The sequence below is a fragment of the Bacillus sonorensis NBRC 101234 = KCTC 13918 genome (assembly GCF_001592005.1).
GTDB classification, from domain to species: Bacteria; Bacillota; Bacilli; order Bacillales; family Bacillaceae; genus Bacillus; species Bacillus sonorensis.
The window spans coordinates 288,721-304,957 of sequence record NZ_BCVZ01000002.1 but is presented as its reverse complement, the minus strand read 5'-3'; the positions used below and the strand labels follow the sequence as shown (position 1 = coordinate 304,957).

Annotated in this window: 16 protein-coding genes and 1 riboswitch; of the genes, 10 read left to right on the top strand and 6 right to left on the bottom strand. The window is 45.4% G+C overall.

Going from position 1 to position 16,237, the window contains the following annotated elements:
- Positions 1 to 156: 156 nt before the first annotated feature.
- Complete coding sequence (locus BTR1S_RS04205) at positions 157 to 969, top strand: anti-sigma-I factor RsgI family protein (RefSeq protein ID WP_241749014.1); 813 nt, start codon at positions 157 to 159, stop codon at positions 967 to 969.
- Between the two features lie 12 nt (positions 970 to 981).
- Here BTR1S_RS04205 and BTR1S_RS04200 read toward each other — a convergent pair whose 3' ends face one another.
- Positions 982 to 1,179 (bottom strand): alpha/beta-type small acid-soluble spore protein, encoded by a 198-nt coding sequence (locus BTR1S_RS04200; protein WP_006638471.1) that lies wholly within the window; start codon positions 1,177 to 1,179, stop codon positions 982 to 984.
- Between the two features lie 127 nt (positions 1,180 to 1,306).
- A complete protein-coding gene (locus BTR1S_RS04195) occupies positions 1,307 to 2,026 on the bottom strand; it encodes a DUF1836 domain-containing protein (RefSeq protein WP_006638470.1) in 720 nt (239 codons plus the stop codon).
- 139 nt (positions 2,027 to 2,165) lie between these two features.
- Between BTR1S_RS04195 and htpX the strand changes: the two genes are divergently transcribed.
- The 5 genes from htpX (at position 2,166) to ykzE (ending at position 7,105) form a co-directional block, all read left to right on the top strand.
- Positions 2,166 to 3,059 carry a protease HtpX gene (htpX, locus tag BTR1S_RS04190; protein WP_029418592.1) on the top strand — a complete coding sequence of 298 codons (894 nt, stop codon included), beginning with the start codon at positions 2,166 to 2,168 and terminating at the stop codon, positions 3,057 to 3,059.
- 154 nt (positions 3,060 to 3,213) lie between these two features.
- Positions 3,214 to 4,563: a TrkH family potassium uptake protein gene (locus tag BTR1S_RS04185; RefSeq protein ID WP_006638468.1), complete on the top strand. Its 1,350-nt coding sequence runs from the start codon at positions 3,214 to 3,216 to the stop codon at positions 4,561 to 4,563.
- A 100-nt stretch (positions 4,564 to 4,663) separates the two neighbouring features.
- On the top strand, positions 4,664 to 6,658 hold the full coding sequence (locus BTR1S_RS04180; protein ID WP_029418591.1) for a penicillin-binding transpeptidase domain-containing protein: 1,995 nt from the start codon (positions 4,664 to 4,666) through the stop codon (positions 6,656 to 6,658).
- Positions 6,659 to 6,762: 104 nt separating this feature from the next.
- A complete protein-coding gene (gene ykzP, locus BTR1S_RS22705; RefSeq protein WP_167373798.1) occupies positions 6,763 to 6,915 on the top strand; it encodes a protein YkzP in 153 nt (50 codons plus the stop codon).
- Positions 6,916 to 6,922: 7 nt separating this feature from the next.
- Positions 6,923 to 7,105, top strand: a complete 183-nt coding sequence (ykzE, locus tag BTR1S_RS04170) for a protein YkzE (RefSeq protein WP_029418590.1) — start codon at positions 6,923 to 6,925, stop codon at positions 7,103 to 7,105.
- Positions 7,106 to 7,327: 222 nt separating this feature from the next.
- Here ykzE and BTR1S_RS04165 read toward each other — a convergent pair whose 3' ends face one another.
- Positions 7,328 to 8,353, bottom strand: a complete 1,026-nt coding sequence (locus BTR1S_RS04165; protein ID WP_006638464.1) for an acyltransferase family protein — start codon at positions 8,351 to 8,353, stop codon at positions 7,328 to 7,330.
- Between the two features lie 292 nt (positions 8,354 to 8,645).
- On the opposite strand from BTR1S_RS04165, the gene BTR1S_RS04160 reads away from it, so the two are divergent.
- From BTR1S_RS04160 to BTR1S_RS23060, 3 genes are all read left to right on the top strand, one after another.
- Entirely contained in the window at positions 8,646 to 10,859 is a 2,214-nt protein-coding gene (locus BTR1S_RS04160; RefSeq protein ID WP_029418589.1) for a PAS domain-containing sensor histidine kinase, read from the top strand.
- 4 nt (positions 10,860 to 10,863) lie between these two features.
- On the top strand, positions 10,864 to 11,361 hold the full coding sequence (locus BTR1S_RS04155) for a methylated-DNA--[protein]-cysteine S-methyltransferase (protein WP_029418588.1): 498 nt from the start codon (positions 10,864 to 10,866) through the stop codon (positions 11,359 to 11,361).
- 88 nt (positions 11,362 to 11,449) lie between these two features.
- Positions 11,450 to 11,563, top strand: a complete 114-nt coding sequence (locus tag BTR1S_RS23060) for a hypothetical protein (RefSeq protein WP_006638461.1) — start codon at positions 11,450 to 11,452, stop codon at positions 11,561 to 11,563.
- An 8-nt stretch (positions 11,564 to 11,571) separates the two neighbouring features.
- On the opposite strand, the gene mtnA is transcribed toward BTR1S_RS23060, so the two are convergent.
- From mtnA to BTR1S_RS04140, 3 genes are all read right to left on the bottom strand, one after another.
- Positions 11,572 to 12,654, bottom strand: a complete 1,083-nt coding sequence (gene mtnA, locus BTR1S_RS04150) for an S-methyl-5-thioribose-1-phosphate isomerase (RefSeq protein ID WP_006638460.1) — start codon at positions 12,652 to 12,654, stop codon at positions 11,572 to 11,574.
- 12 nt (positions 12,655 to 12,666) lie between these two features.
- Complete coding sequence (gene mtnK, locus BTR1S_RS04145) at positions 12,667 to 13,854, bottom strand: S-methyl-5-thioribose kinase (RefSeq protein WP_029418587.1); 1,188 nt, start codon at positions 13,852 to 13,854, stop codon at positions 12,667 to 12,669.
- Between the two features lie 84 nt (positions 13,855 to 13,938).
- A riboswitch (SAM riboswitch) is annotated at positions 13,939 to 14,082 on the bottom strand.
- An 81-nt stretch (positions 14,083 to 14,163) separates the two neighbouring features.
- Positions 14,164 to 14,943, bottom strand: coding sequence for a carbon-nitrogen family hydrolase (locus tag BTR1S_RS04140; protein WP_029418586.1), 780 nt, complete (start codon positions 14,941 to 14,943; stop codon positions 14,164 to 14,166).
- A gap of 94 nt (positions 14,944 to 15,037) precedes the next feature.
- On the opposite strand from BTR1S_RS04140, the gene BTR1S_RS04135 reads away from it, so the two are divergent.
- On the top strand, positions 15,038 to 16,228 hold the full coding sequence (locus tag BTR1S_RS04135) for a pyridoxal phosphate-dependent aminotransferase (protein WP_029418585.1): 1,191 nt from the start codon (positions 15,038 to 15,040) through the stop codon (positions 16,226 to 16,228).
- Positions 16,229 to 16,237: the final 9 nt, after the last annotated feature.

Genomic DNA, 16,237 nt, shown 5'->3' with positions numbered 1-16,237 from the left:
TTCCCCGCGGAGACCAGAATGGCAAGGAGGCGCGCTGGTTTTTTTGATCTGCTTTCACTTCGGCCGTTAAAAGCCGGCGTTTTCTCCATCGCGGCGATCATGTTGTTCGCTTTTATGATCATTCCTGATGTTTTGAACAACAAAGCATATGCATACATGACGATTGACATTAATCCCAGCTTTGAATTGACGCTTAACAAAAACTGTGAAGTCGTGGACTTGGTCCCGCTGAATAAGGATGGAAAAGACTTAGTGGGAAGGATAGAAAATTGGAAAAATTCAGACTTCAAAGAAGTTGTCAGTGAAATCGTTGAAGATAGCGATAAATTAGGATATGTCAAAAAATCCAAGGAAATATTGATTGCCACAGTATATGAAAATAATGAAGATGATACATATAAAGCAACGATTAAAAGCGAAATTGATGATGTCGCAAAAAAATATCAAGAACGGGATTATAAGATGGAGTCCGTAGAATCAGACCTTGATACACGCGCAAAAGCTCAAAAGGAAGGGATTTCCACAGGCCGCTATATCCGGTCCCATGAAAAAGAAGCGCAAGATCCAAACGCTGAAGATGGACAGGATGCAACACAAGATCAAAACCAAGAAGATGCTGAAAAAAATGAAAAAGACAAAGCTGTTAAAGAAGAAGACCAGACTGAACATGACGCAAATGATGAAGATTCCGAAACCGAAGATCAGCCGGACGACCAAAAATCTTCAAGCCATGATCAGAATGAATCTGATCAGGATATAAAGAAAGAAGAGGAGACAAATACCCCAAACAATCAAAACCCTCAAGAAAAATATAATAATGACAATAACGAGCAGCAGCCGGAGGAAGGAAATGCTAAAAAAGGTTCTGGTTCAGAGAGCCCTCATCAAACCAAACCTCCGATTCAAAAGGAGAAGAGACCCTCTGAACATTTAAATCAAGAATATCCGCCGAGCAGTCCCGGCGAATAATTCAAGAGGTATTTATTTGTCAGTATTTCCATTGAGCTGAGCTTGTGCCTGCTGTACAAGACGTTTTGTCATTTCCCCGCCAACAGATCCATTTGAGCGAGCGACTGAATCTGATCCGAGCTGTACGCCGAATTCTTGAGCAATTTCGTATTTGAATTGGTCTAGTACTTGCTCTGCCCCAGGGACAACCAATTTGTTTGTTCTTGCCATGTTTTCAACTCCTTTTTTAAGTGTGCTGGCTTGTTTAGTTTGAAATGGACAGGGGCTTTTTATGCTGGCAATTGTTGAAGTCCATATGAAAAGCGCCCGGCTGTATCAAGCCAGGCGCGTCAAAAAATCATTTCATGTCGTGTTTTGTCAGCACGCTATCGATCATCGCCTGAGCCGTCGCCTGAATATGGGAGGCGATGACAGACAGTACCGTGACCGCGGTGATATCTCTAATTTTCTTCCATTCCGGATCAGGCAGATCATGATAAAAATCCCGCAGGTGATCCGTTTCCTGAAAGACGATCGTTTCCAATGCAGATTCTTTCCGTGTATAATCCTTTATCTGATGGACATGATCAAGAACACGAGCACAGCCTTCGTAAAAGCGGAGCGGACTGACGACGTCGTCAGATCGATCAGTAATCGTGTTGAAAATCGTTTTTAAAATGGGCCGGATCGTTTCAAAGTCATAAACTGATTTTAAATCCCGTACAATAAGAAGGATGACGGCCTGGTCAATCGAATACTTCTTGCCCAGTTCCGGATGGCCCATCAAGTCTTTAATATCACGTTTAATCCAGTTTTGGATGGCGGTTGATTTTAAAGAGGTTAATTCACACAGATTACCGAGCTCGACAATTTCGTTTGTGGATAGCCCGTGTTCAGTTTTTTGTTTTTTGCGTTCGTAGCGGATGATGAACTCGGGGATCTTCAAATGGTCTTCCGCTTCTTCGATTGTCAGGTCGGCTGACCGCAATAGAATAGTAAGCGGACTTAGATCCAGTTGTCCTTTGAGCGAATACATCAGTTTGGCCATTTCCAGGCGAGTCAGTTTAAAAGGTTCCATATTCCACCTCGATATGTCATTAAAAATGAAATAGCAAACATAAACATTATCTTACGTCTTATCACTTGCATTTTCAATTCAATGCCGTATAATTTTATTATACGAGTTCATTTGATCTTATTATAACATGGAGGTAATTATGGGAAAACGAATCCTTCTCTTTCTTTTATCGAACATTTTGGTCATCACGACCATCGGCATCGTTTTATCGATCATCGGTTCGCTGACAGGCGTCGGGACGTATTTTACAGCCGGTGGGGGCATTCATATAGGCGCCCTTCTCGTCTTCAGCGCGGTCGTCGGTTTTGTCGGTTCCTTTATGTCGCTTTTGATGTCAAGATGGATGGCGAAAATGGCGATGGGCGTTCAGGTGCTGAACCCCGAAAAGCAGACGCTCAGCTACGAAGAGCAGCAATTGGTTGACCGCGTTCATAAATTGGCGCGGGCTGCCGGATTGACGAAAATGCCTGAAGTCGGGATTTACAACTCCCGTGAAGTGAACGCGTTTGCGACAGGACCTTCTAAAAACCGCTCGCTTGTCGCTGTGTCAACAGGGCTTCTTCAGGAAATGGATGATGATGCGGTCGAAGGCGTCCTCGCTCATGAAGTCGCACATATCGCGAACGGCGACATGGTGACGATGACCCTGCTTCAAGGTATTGTCAACACATTCGTCGTTTTCTTTGCAAGGATTGCTGCGTGGGCGGTATCCCGAGTCGTTCGTGAGGAGCTGGCTCCGATCGTTCACTTTATCGCGGTTATTGTGTTCCAAATCGCATTTTCCATTCTCGGAAGCCTCGTCGTTTTCGCCTATTCGCGCCATCGCGAGTACCATGCTGACAGAGGAGGAGCAGATCTTGCCGGCAAGGATAAGATGATTCACGCGCTTCGTTCCCTCCAGCAGTACACATCAAGAATCAAAGAAGAACAGGCTTCTGTGGCGACATTGAAAATCAGCGGTAAAAAACATTCTTCACTGTTTTCGACCCATCCTGATTTACACGATAGAATCCGCCGTCTGGAAGCCAAATAAAAAACGAAATAACCCCCTTTCAAAAGGGGGGTTATTTTTTTAAATTCAAAAATATGAATTCACCTGTACACAAAAGAATGTTTCCTTTAAAATGGAACACGTTATACAAGAAAATGATGTTACAACTATTGAATACGAAAAAGAAGGATCGATTATGAAAGTTTTACTGAACAAGCTTTTGCGTGTCCTGTCTCCTGTACAGCTGATCGCACTATATTATTTTTTGGCGGTTTCTGTTTCCGTGATATTATTAAGCCTCCCCATAGCACATCAAAAGGATGTGGAATGGTCATTTATCGACGCTCTGTTTACGGCTGTGAGCGCCGTGAGCGTGACCGGTTTGACGGTGGTCGATACGGCCGATACATTCAGCACGGCCGGAATTTGGATTTTGGCGTTCGTGCTTCAGTTTGGGGGGATCGGCATTATGACGCTCGGAACCTTTGTGTGGCTGATCTTCGGTAAGCGAATCGGCTTGAAAGAGCGTCGCCTGATTATGACAGACCAAAACCAGTCCAATTTATCAGGGATTGTCAAGCTGATGAAGCATGTGCTTGTGCTGATCCTTTTGATCGAATTATTTGGCGGACTGATCCTCGGCACTTATTTCCTCAAGTATTTTGATTCGCCGGGGGAAGCGTTTATACATGGCTTTTTTACCAGCATCAGCGCGACAACGAACGCCGGTTTTGATATTACCGGTGATTCGATGATTCCGTTCCGGCATGATTATTTTGTGCAATTTATCGTGATCATGCTGCTCATTTTCGGAGCGATCGGTTTTCCGGTCCTGATTGAAGTGAAGGACTTTCTGCTCAACAAAGAGCGAAAATTCACCTTCAGTTTATTTACAAAGCTGACGACAATCACTTTTTTCCTTTTAGTCGTCGGAGGTGCCATCGCCATTTTCGCCATGGAAGCCCGCTTTGCCTTTTTGGGGAAAACATGGCATGAAATTTTATTTTACTCTCTGTTTCAGTCCGCGGCGACGCGAAGCGGGGGACTCGCCACAATGGACATCAGCCAATTTACAGATACGACGATATTGTTTATGTGCATGCTGATGTTTATCGGCGCGTCGCCGAGTTCTGTCGGCGGGGGGATCAGAACGACGACTTTTGCTTTAAACCTGCTGGCCTTATTCCATTTCGCAAGAGGAAATAAATCGGTGAAACTCTTTAAAAGAGAGCTGCATCAGTCCGATTTGATGAAATCGTTGGTCGTGACGATGGTAGCGGTGCTGCTTGTCCTTTGTTCAACACTCATTTTAACGGCGACTGAAAAACACTCGTTGCTGGAATTGATGTTTGAAGTATGTTCGGCTTTCGGTACGACCGGTTTATCCCTGGGAATTACGGCTGATCTCAGCACAATAGGAAAAATCGTCATTATGACGCTGATGTTCATCGGACGGATCGGAATTGTAACACTGCTTTATTTAATAGGAAGAAAAGAAGTTGAAGCAAATTACCACTATCCAAAAGAAAGAATTATTATCGGATAAAAAAGGCGGCCCATGCGGCTGTCTTTTTTTATCCACATAAAGTCACTATTTGTATGATATAATGCTTAAATGGCGGACTTGAAAAAAAGGGGGAAACGAGATGAAAAAGAGAATCGTCCATTTGTTTATGGCCGCCGGATTTCTATTGCTTGTCGGGGCTTGTTCGAACGAACCGACGGCAAAAGAAAGCATGGATCAATATGTAGACAAATGGAACAAGCAGAATTTTGAAGAAATGTATGATCAGCTGTCTACGGAAGCGCAAAAATCGATTTCAAAAGACGAATTCGTGAAACGAAACAAATCCATTTATGAACAGGTCGGGGTTTCTGACCTTAAAGTGTCGGCCGTTGATCAGGACGAAAAAAATAACGACAAAAAAGAAACGCAAACGATTCCCTATAAAGTCAGCATGAAGACATTGGCCGGACCCGTTTCTTTTGAAGGAAAAGCAAAGCTTGTGAAAGAGGAGAAAGATGGCAAAACATCGTGGAACATTAACTGGAATCCATCCTTTATTTTTTCACAGCTGAAAAAAGGGGAAACGATCCGGATTACCGCGAAGGAACCTGTGCGGGGCAGCATTTATGACAGGAACGGCAAGGCGCTTGCAACGAATGCGACTGTACCCGAAATCGGCGTCGTCCGCGGAGAACTCGGGGATGATAAAGACGGAGTGCTGAAAAAGCTGGCCGGCATACTGGACATGAAAAAAGAAGATATTGAAAAACAGCTGTCCGCCGAATGGGTGCAAGATGATTCCTTTATCCCTCTTAAAAAAGCGAAGCCGAATGAGAAGGACGTTATCAAAAAAGCGACCTCTCTCCCTGGGGTTTTAAAACAGGACACGACTTCCAGATTTTATCCTTACGGTGAAAAAGCGGCTCATCTTACCGGATACATAAGGCCGATAACCGAGGAAGAATTAAAGCAGAATAAAGATAACTACAGCCAAACGTCACTGCTTGGCATCGTCGGACTTGAACACATTTATGAAAAGAAGCTGAGGGGTGAAATCGGCTGGACGATTTCGATTCCGGAATCAGGTGCAACGATCGCTTCAAAAGATGCCAAGGATGGAACCGATATACACACGACAATCGATATCAAAAAACAGGAAGAACTCTACAGCCAATTGAAAGATGACTCCGGAGCCGCGGTAGCGTTGCAGCCGCAGACAGGGGAGACATTGGCGCTTGTCAGCGCACCTTCCTACGATCCAAACGGGTTTTTGTTTGGCTGGAAGAAGGGGGAATGGGAAAAGCTCAATAAGGATGGAGCGGCTCCGTTCACAGCTAAATTCAACAAAACGTATGCACCCGGTTCAACCATTAAGCCGATTACGGCTTCAATCGGGCTGAAAAACGGTGCAATCAAGGCGGATGAAAAGAAACAGATCATCGGAAAGGAATGGCAGAAAGATTCGTCATGGGGCGGATATAAAGTCGCACGGGTTTCCGAGCAATTAAGCGAAGTCGACTTGGAAAATGCATTGATCACCTCTGACAACATCTACTTTGCCCAGACAGCCATTGACACGGGTAAGGACAAATTTATCGAAGGGCTGAAATCGTTTGGTTTTGAAGAAAAGCTTGATTATGAATTTCCGACAACGGCGTCTTCCATCTCAAACGACGGAATCGACTCAGAAATTCTGCTGGGCGATACAGCATACGGACAGGGGCAGATGCTCATGTCTCCGATTCATTTGGCAGCCGCCTACACGCCATTTTTAAATGACGGGGATTTGATCAAGCCGCGCCTGATCAAAAAGGATGGCGATGAGAAGGAAATCTGGCACAAACAACTCGTCACACCAGACGAAGCTGCGGCCATCACAAAAGGCCTGAAAGGCGTTGTGGAAGACCCGCGCGGTTCAGCTTATAAGCCGGTCGCTCAGGGACTGACAATCGCAGGCAAGACGGGGACCGCCGAGCTGAAAAAGAAAAAGGACGAAAAAGGAAAAGAAAACGGCTGGTTCACCGCCTATGATTATAAAAACAAAGATCTTTTGATCACAATGATGATTGAGGATGTGTCAAACCGCGGAGGCAGCTCATACGTCGTCAATAAAGTGAAGCAAATATTTAAGTAAGCACCGGATATCCGGTGCTTTTTTTCTTTCCGGAAAATGGATGTGTGGAAGGATGTATTTAGGAAAGGATATGAATGAAAACCCGGGAAGAAAGGAATGTCAGCATGAAAAGAAAAGTTGCCAAAAATGAAGCCGCCCTTAACAATAAAACACCGACTGAAAGCATGCATGATCATCAATATATGACACAATTTGATGCTGAAAACGGAGACAGGGGCGCAAACCGCAATTCAAAGCAAGGAAAACAGGGAGACTGATGGAGCGGTGGAGAAAAATCAAAAAAGCAAGGACATGCAACATCATAAAAAGCCGATGAACAAAAAAGTGCTTCAGGAGGAATTTTCGGGCGAACTCGGCGATGTCAACGCCTTTAAATTTATAGACGTAATCGAGCAGAACAAAAAGAAGAAAGAGAAACAAGCCGAACAGGATAAACAGAATGACTGACTGGAAGGATGGGTCCCCTGAAACAGTAAAGGGGGTCCTTTTTATATATATGAGGAAAAGGGGATGTATTCGGACTGAGAGGGTTATATTTTTTTTGCCTCTTCATCATTTTTCACAACAAGAATCCCCCTCATTTGTTCACTGTAAAAACAAATAAGGGGGATTCGCTTTTGATATTGAGAGAGATGCTCTGAAGAATAGGTAAGTGGCCCGCCCACTCTCCTATTTTGAATAGGCGTTATACCTGCCCTGTTTTTTTAACCATTTCATTAAATTCGTCATTTTCAATTCGATTACCGGCTGTGCCACCGTTTTGACAAAGCTGCTGGACAAGAAGAAGGTCAAGACGGCGGTTGCGATGATCAGCACGGTCAGGCTCTGATAGTCGGCGAGCCATTCTTCCGCACCGGTTTTTCTGAATGATTTGATAATAAAGCCATGCAGCAAATATACATAAAACGTCCGCGTCCCCCAAAGGGTAAAGAAATACCGTTTTTCAGGAACGAGCGCCATAAATCCGAAGGTTGAAGCAAACGTCAGCACAAGGAGCGCGACGCGGTTCAGGCCGCTTTTGATTCCAACGTCTCCAAATTCGGAGTAGGGCTTGGAGCCAAACAGCCATGAGTAATCAAAATCGACGAAGAAATAAAAAACAAATGTCGCCGCCAAAACGGCTAATGCCGCCTGCTTTCCTTTCCAGCCCTTCAGCATTTTGAAATGATCTTTTTTCAGATAGTACCCTGCCAAAAAGACCGGGAAGAAAACAAACGTCCTTGATAAGCTGAGGGTATCGCTGACGGCGTCGACATAGCCGACGAGAACGGCGATCGCAAGGCTTGCGGCAAACGCCCATTTTCCCGGTAATGCTGTAAAAGGAAACAAAAGAAGATTCCAAAAAAACAGGCTGAGCAGAAACCAAAGCGACCACTGCGGTTCAAACGGATTGGCCGCGGACAGGCTTTGGTCATCTATAAACGAATAAAAAACCGTATAGATTCCCTGGAAAATCAAATAGGGGACAATCAGTTTCAACGCGATTTTTTTCATATATCCGGGCCTGTTAAATCCTTTTGCAAAATAGCCTGAAATGAGGATAAAAGCCGGCATATGAAATGTGTAGATGAATTTATAAATATGAAGCAGCACATCATTGTCATTGATATATGACCGAATGATGTGGCCGAATACGACAAGAAAAATTAAAAGAAATTTGGCGTTGTCAAAATAGCTGTCACGTGAATTCGACATAACATCACCCTTTATTGAAAAGTTAACAGCAGAACAGCTGAAAGCCGGAGGCCTGTTTGGCATGCGTCTTTATCATTGTTGCCCGCCAATTAAATTTTAAAATAGAAACGCTGTCTTTTCCTATGAAGTAAGCCTCATTGTTAGGGCCATGTAACTGAATCGTAAGAAACTTTTTTATCGTCATCAACCTGTAAAATCGGTGGAAATCTTGTAAATGTTTGAAACAAATGAAGGAAGATCGAACGGTTTGTAGAATAATTGAAGGATAGGTTTTGAAGAAGGAGTGTAACAAATGGCGGAAACTCTTGATTTGAAAGAATCTTTACATCTGCAAAACCAGCTGAAAAAACTGAAGAAAGAAAACGAAAAGTTAAAGGCGGATTTGTATCAGTATGAACTGATGTTCAACGGAACGCTTGATGCTATTTTTATTTTGGATCAACAGATGAACATTGTTCAGGCGAACGATGCCGCCTGCAACATCCTGCAAAGCAAAAAAAAGAATGTGCTGAACCGGTCGGCGCTCGATTTTTTGCATGCTGTTCCGCCTGAAGAATTACATCAAAACGTGCACCGCTTTTTAGAGCGGGGATATGCGAAAAAAGAAGCCGCGATCAGACTGGATAACGGCTCAGTCAAATATATTGAATTTACGGCGAACAAAGGAATTAAGGAAGATTGCTTTTTTGTCGTGATGAGGGATATTTCATCCAAAAAAATATTGGAACGGGAACGCAGCATTAATGAAAAGCTTTTTAAAGACTTGTTTCACAGGGCGGTTGAGGGCATCGTCATTTTTGATAAACAGGGCCGCTTTATTGATGCCAACCAGTCGTTTTGCCAAAGCTTCGAAATTGAAAAAGACGAGCTGTCAAAATTAAAGCTGGCGCAGTTCGTTTCCGCCGAAAACGCCGGCAAGCTCGACAGTATTTGGAGCGCTCTTTTCAGAAGGGGTAAAGCGAAAGGTGAATTACCTGTGAGGCTGAGGTCGGGAACATACAGGCTGTTTGATCTGACGATTACATCTAACATTTTAAACGGCTTTTATATGTCGATCATGAGGGATATCACAGAAAAACGCTCAATGGAAAAACAGCTGTTTAAAAGCGAGGAGCGGTTTCGGGAAGTATTTGAAAATGCGATGGATGCCATCATTATTATGAACAATGACGGCCGGATCGTAAAAGCGAATCAATCCGCCTGCAAAATCTTTGAACTGCCGATGGATGAGCTCCTGCATAAAAAAATGTGGGATTTTATTGATAAATCCGATAAGCGGTACCTTTCCATTCAAGAGCAGTACAATGAAAAAGGGGAAATCAGAGCTGAACTGTTGTTCCGCATGGCAAACGGGCAATATAAAGAGCTTGAGTTCACATCAAAGCGCATTATGTTCGACAGCCAGGATTTAACCATCTTGAGAAATGTCAGCGACAGGAAGCAGATGGAAAAAGAACTGCGGGAAAGCGAGCTGAAATTCAGGAAAGTGTTCGACGGCTCAATGGACGGGATCGTTCTCTTCAACAACCAATACGAGATTATAGATGCGAACCCGCTGGCCGGAAAGATTTTCAGCCTGCCCCTTGAACGGTTAAAAACCGCCAATCTTCTTGACGTCATCTCCGGCTATCAGATAGAAAACGCGGCCTCCCCGGCAAAAACCATTTCCTTTGAGGAAATGGACAATGACATACCATTTCTATTAACCGATCAAAAACGAATCTTGGAATTTTCATTTAAGAGAAATATTATCCAAAACATGAATCTGGCGATGTTCAGGGATGTGACGGAACGGAAGGAGCTGGAAGAACGGCTGCGTAAATCTGATACGCTCCATGTCGTCGGCGAGCTTGCGGCGGGGATCGCCCATGAAATCCGCAATCCGATGACGGCATTAAAAGGGTTTATCCAGCTGTTAAAGGGCAGCATTCAAGAGGGGGATCACTCACTTTATTTTAATGTGATCACATCTGAGCTTAAACGGATTGAATCGATTATTACGGAGTTTCTCATCCTTGCGAAGCCGCAGGCGATCATGTATGAGAAAAAGGATGTCGTGAGAATCATGCAGGACACCATGGATCTTCTGCATGCACAGGCAAACCTTGACAATGTGCAGATGCATCTCGATTGCGAGGGGCAAATTCCGCTGATTTATTGTGAACCCAATCAGCTCAAGCAGGTCTTCATCAATATTTTGAAAAATGCAATCGAAGTCATGCCTGACGGGGGCAATGTCTATGTGACCATCAAACCGAAAGATGACGATCATATCATCGTATCGCTCACCGATGAAGGAATCGGTATGACAGAGGATAAATTAAAGCGGCTGGGGGAGCCTTTTTATACGACAAAGGAGCGGGGCACTGGACTTGGGCTGATGGTCAGCTATAAAATTATTGAAGAACACAACGGAAAAATAGAGGTTGAGAGTGAAGAGGGGAAAGGCACGACATTCCACCTGACTCTCCCGATCCGGCAGCAGCATGAGGAGGAGGCTTTATAGCATCATGGGTTTTTACATTGAAATGACTACGCCTTTTGGACAGGCATACCTTGTGGAGCAAACTGAACATATCACACATTTGCTTTTTGAAAAAGAAGAATTGAACGGCATGATCAAAAAGGATCAAGAGCTGAAGCAGAAGAAAACGGCGTTGCTGCAAAAGGCAAAACAGCAGCTGGAAGAATATTTCAGAGGAGAGCGCACAACGTTCACGCTCCCCATGCATCAGGAAGGGACGGATTTTCAGAAAAAAGTGTGGAAGGCGCTGCAAACCATTCCTTACGGGGAATCACGCAGCTATTCCGACATTGCCCGGGAAATCGGCCAGCCAAAAGCGGTCCGCGCGATCGGCCAGGCGAACAAGAAAAACGCGCTTCCGATTTTCATTCCGTGCCACCGTGTCATCGGAAAAAATAAAACACTGACCGGCTATGCCGGAAATGAAATCGATAAAAAAGCGATTCTGCTTGAAATCGAAAAAATTCCTTATAAAGGAAAATAATGAAAACATGCTGTTTCTTTTTTTCTCTTGCGACATATAATTTTATTAAGTTAAAAATGTTGGCCTCGGTGAAAAGGAGGACGAATAGATGAAAACAAACCGCCCGCAAAAAATTGCAGGCTACGCTGAATTATTCGTCAAGCTGCATGTCCTGACAAAAGAACAGAAACAAGACATTATCCAATCGATGAAAAACCGCTAAAGCCTTTTTTAATAAAGGGCCTTAGCGGGAGCATCCGGGCGGGGCACGGAAAAGAGCGCGGCGATTTCCGCTTCAAACCTGTCGGTGATAATCCCCTTTTCTGTGATAATCCCTGATATTAAATGATGGGGAGTGACATCAAAGGCCGGATTGAATACAGGCACCTCTTTCGGCGCAATTTGCGCACCTGCGATTTGTCTGACTTCATCCGGATCGCGTTCTTCAATCGGAATGGCGTCACCTGTTGAAATCGATGGATCAAAGGTTGAAAGGGGAGCGGCGATGAAGAATGGAATTTGAAAGGCTTTCGCTAAAATCGCTAAACCATAGGTTCCGATTTTGTTCGCTGTGTCACCGTTTCTGGCGATCCGGTCGGCTCCGACGATGACCGCTGAAATATTTTTTTCTTTCATCGTGTGTGCGGCCATGCTGTCGGTGATGAGCGTGACGTCGATTCCGCCCTGCATCAGCTCCCACGCTGTTAATCTCGCGCCCTGAAGAACGGGGCGTGTTTCACATGCGTATATATGGAGATGAAGGTCTTTCGTTTTCGCCAGATAAAAAGGAGCAAGCGCCGTTCCGTATCTGCTTGTCGCGATCGAACCCGCATTGCAGATCGTCATGATGTTATCGCCTGATTTAAACAGCTGCAGCGCATTTTGTCCGATTTGCCGGCATGTTTCTTCATCTTCAATCTGGATCTGAATCGCTTCATGAACGAGATCGGTCTTTGCTTCATTAACCGATTTCGCCCCTTCCGCGCTTTTCACAAGCCGTTCAAGCGCCCATGATAAATTGACAGCCGTCGGTCTTGCCCCATTCAATTCATCCTTGATTTGTCTGACTTTGCTCAGGAATTCGGAAACATCCGCCGTATCGATGCTTTGGGCGCAGAGAGCCAGACCGAACGCGGCAGTGATGCCGATGGCCGGAGCCCCGCGGACTTTTAAGGTTTTGATCGCATCATAGATGTCCTCCTTTGTTGTTAAATGGAGATATTCCGTCTTCCCGGGCAGCTTTTGCTGATTTAAGATTTTAATGGATGTTTCTTCCCACTCTACAGAACGGGGGACAGCAAATTGCTCTGACATGTCATTCACTCCTCAAGCTAGTTCTTTAAACGTATTAATGATGTCCTGCGGCGACCGGAAATCCGCGCGTTTTTTAATCAGCCTTGAGCCGATGGCAAGGGCGAGTTTCTTTTGGCTGATCCGCCGGGCAAATGGAACGATTGTATCAAGATCCGCCACATGTGAAAGCCCGATGGTCCGGCGGATCATTTCACACCCGGCAAAGCCCACGGCGTCTTCGAACGCTTTTTTCAGCGTTTCTTCAAGGCTTCCGTGCGTGTTTCGGTACGCGCTCCGGGCATCCTTTTTCCACGCATCGCTGAAAGTCCTGCTGAATGTGTCCCATACAGTTTCAACATGGGTGTATAGCGGGGCGCGTTCTGCGTCTTCCCGGGCCAGCGCATTTAAAAGCAGGTTGGCGATAAACTGTCCGATATCAAAACCGATCGGTCCGAAAAACGCAAATTCAGGGTCGATGACCTTTGTTTCCTTTTCTCCTGCAAAAATGCTGCCTGTGTGTAAATCACCGTGAATAAGCGTTTCCGCAGACGTCAAAAACCGGTTTTTCAATTTCGCAGCCTCGCGTTTTAATTCATCATCAGCCCATATGGTCTCAGCTTCATCACGAAGCTCCTCTTCAAAGTCATTTGTCTCATGGTCAAAGAAAGGATCTGTGAACACGAGATTTTCCGTGATGTCGCATAAATCAGGGTTCTCAAACTGTTTGACCAGCCGCTCTTTGATATGCGGATCAAGGGCATAATCGGAAGAATAAAACAATGTATTCCCGAGGAATTCCCCGATATCCCGCGATAAATTCGGATAATCGTTGCCCGCGATCAATCCTTTTCTGGCGATTTCCAAGTGTGAAAGATCCTCCAGGACGGTCACGGCGAGTTCCGTGTCTGAATAATAAACCCGCGGTACGAGATGCGGGACGTGTTCAGCCTGCCTGATCAGCGCGCTGCTTTCAATCCTTGCTCTGTCCAGCGACAGCGGCCAGCTTTCACCGACAACTTTTGCATAAGGGACAGCCTGTTTAATGATCAATCCTTTCTGTTGCTCTTTATCATAAACATGGAAGACAAGATTCAAGTTTCCGTCTCCGATTTCCCGGCAGGTCAGCGTGCTTTTGCTCGAAAAGAGTCCCAGGCGCACGGCGAGTGCAGCCGCCGAGCTTTCTGTCAATGTTTCGTATACAGCGGTTTTCGTTACAGTCATATTTGATTCCCCCTAAAGTCGTTTGCAAAAAATAAAAAGCCTCTTTCTCTGTGAGAGAAAGAGGCTAATTCGTCGTGTCCGCCTCTCTTATCTCTCAGAATGCAATCTGATGGAATTAGCACCGTGCCCTAGCGGCGCAAACATGTTCGCGCCCCATTTCACAATGGTATTACGGTCGGTTGCTGTTGGGATCATAAGGCCAGTCCTTCACCCAACTCTCGATAAGAGAAATCAATATAAAATTTTAAAATTTCAGTCAGTCAGTTGCTGAAAATGTTACCAGCAACGATGTTTATTTGTCAACACTTTTTAATATAAATCTTTGCGAATGTCTTCGAATACCGGAATATGGCCCCTGGCTTTTTTGATGTCATCAAGGTCAATTTCGGCTCTGATCACCGTTTCTCCATGCCCGGCTTCGGCGAGGATATGTCCGAGCGGATCAATGATCATGCTGTGGCCCGCAAATTCGTTTTCCGGGTTATGCCCCGAGCAATTGCAGGCGGCGACAAAACATTGATTTTCGATCGCTCTGGCCGTTAATAGAGTCCGCCAATGATCGAGGCGCGGATACGGCCATTCAGCTGATACAAATACGATGCCGGCTCCTTTTGACGTGTGTTTCCTGATCCATTCAGGAAAACGGATGTCATAGCAGATAAAACCCGCTGCTTTGACGCCTTCAAGCTCAAAGCAGCCTCCGCCCGATCCCGGAGCTAAATAAAGATGCTCATCCATCAGCTGAAAAAGGTGAGCTTTGCTGTATTCTTTTACAAGTCTTCCGTTTTTGTCGGCGATGTACATCGTATTGTATACGCCGCTTTTTCTCTTGACGGCGACTGAGCCGCCCACAATGTGGACATTGTTCGCTTTCGCCGTTTGCCGGAGCCATTCTTTGGTCTGCTCTCCTTCATCGTCTCCGATTGCATCAAGGTTTTTTAGATCATAGCCAGTCGTCCAAAGCTCGGGAAGAATCAAAATATCCGCGTGCCGGCTTTCACTTTCGACCAGCCGGCTTGCTTTTTTGAAATTTTCTGAAGGGTTTCCGTATGATATATCGAATTGCAGGCAGGAAATCGTCCACTTCACTTTGAGCCACCTCATTTTTTGCTTTACATTTTATCTTTAACAATATATGATGATGGACTATCATTTCAAGAATTTTTCAAAGCGGGTGAAAAAAATGAAATTTGAGCTTTCTGATCTATTGAAACAGCTTCCCGAGCAATTTTTTGCTTCTTTGGTCAAAAAGGTGAACGAAAAGATAGCCGCCGGCCATGATGTGATCAATCTCGGTCAGGGAAATCCCGATCAGCCGACACCGGGACACATTGTTGACGCGATGACAGAAGCGGTCCGGAATCCCGAAAATCATAAATATTCCTCTTTTCGGGGGAGCCGTTCGCTGAAACAGGCGGCCGCTGAATTTTATAAAAGGGAATACGGCGTCTTGCTTGACCCTGATAAAGAAATCGCCGTATTGTTCGGAGGGAAGGCGGGGCTTGTAGAGCTGCCGCAATGCCTCTTGAATCCCGGCGATACGGTGCTTGTTCCCGACCCGGGCTATCCGGATTATTGGTCAGGCGTCGAACTGGCAAAAGCGAACATGGAAACGATGCCGCTGTTGGAGAAAAACGGCTATTTGCCGGATTACAGCCAGATTCCAGTACATATAAAGGAAAAAGCGAAGCTCATGTATCTGAACTATCCGAACAACCCGACGGGAGCCCAGGCGACGCCGGCGTTTTTTGCGGAAACGGTCAGCCTCGCGAAAACGCACGGGATCTGTGTTGTTCATGATTTTGCCTATGGGGCGATCGGCTATGACGGGCAAAAGCCGGTGAGTTTTCTTGAAACTGATGGAGCAAAAGAAGCCGGCATCGAAATCTATACGCTCTCCAAAACATATAATATGGCGGGCTGGAGAGTCGGATTCGCCGCCGGAAATGCTTCGGTGATTGAAGCGCTGAACCTATACCAGGATCATATGTATGTCAGCCTCTTTAAAGCAGTCCAGGACGCCGCGGCGGTCGCGCTTCTTTCAGATCAAAGCTGTGTCAAGGAACAAAATGAACGCTATGAAAAAAGACGCAACGTTTGGATGAAAGCCGTCAGCGCCATCGGTTGGGAAGCGCAGGCCCCAGAGGGCTCATTTTTTGCATGGATGCCTGTTCCGGAAGGCTTTACATCTGAAGGGTTTTCCGATTTTCTCTTGGAAAAAGCGCATGTCGTCATGGCGCCCGGCAAAGGATTCGGAGCATTTGGCGAAGGATATGTGAGAGTCGGCCTATTGACAAGCGAAGAACGTCTGCGGGAAGCTGCCGACCGGATCGCCGAGCTGAATATTTTCAAAAAGTCGGAAGTCTCTCATTGACAACCGCGG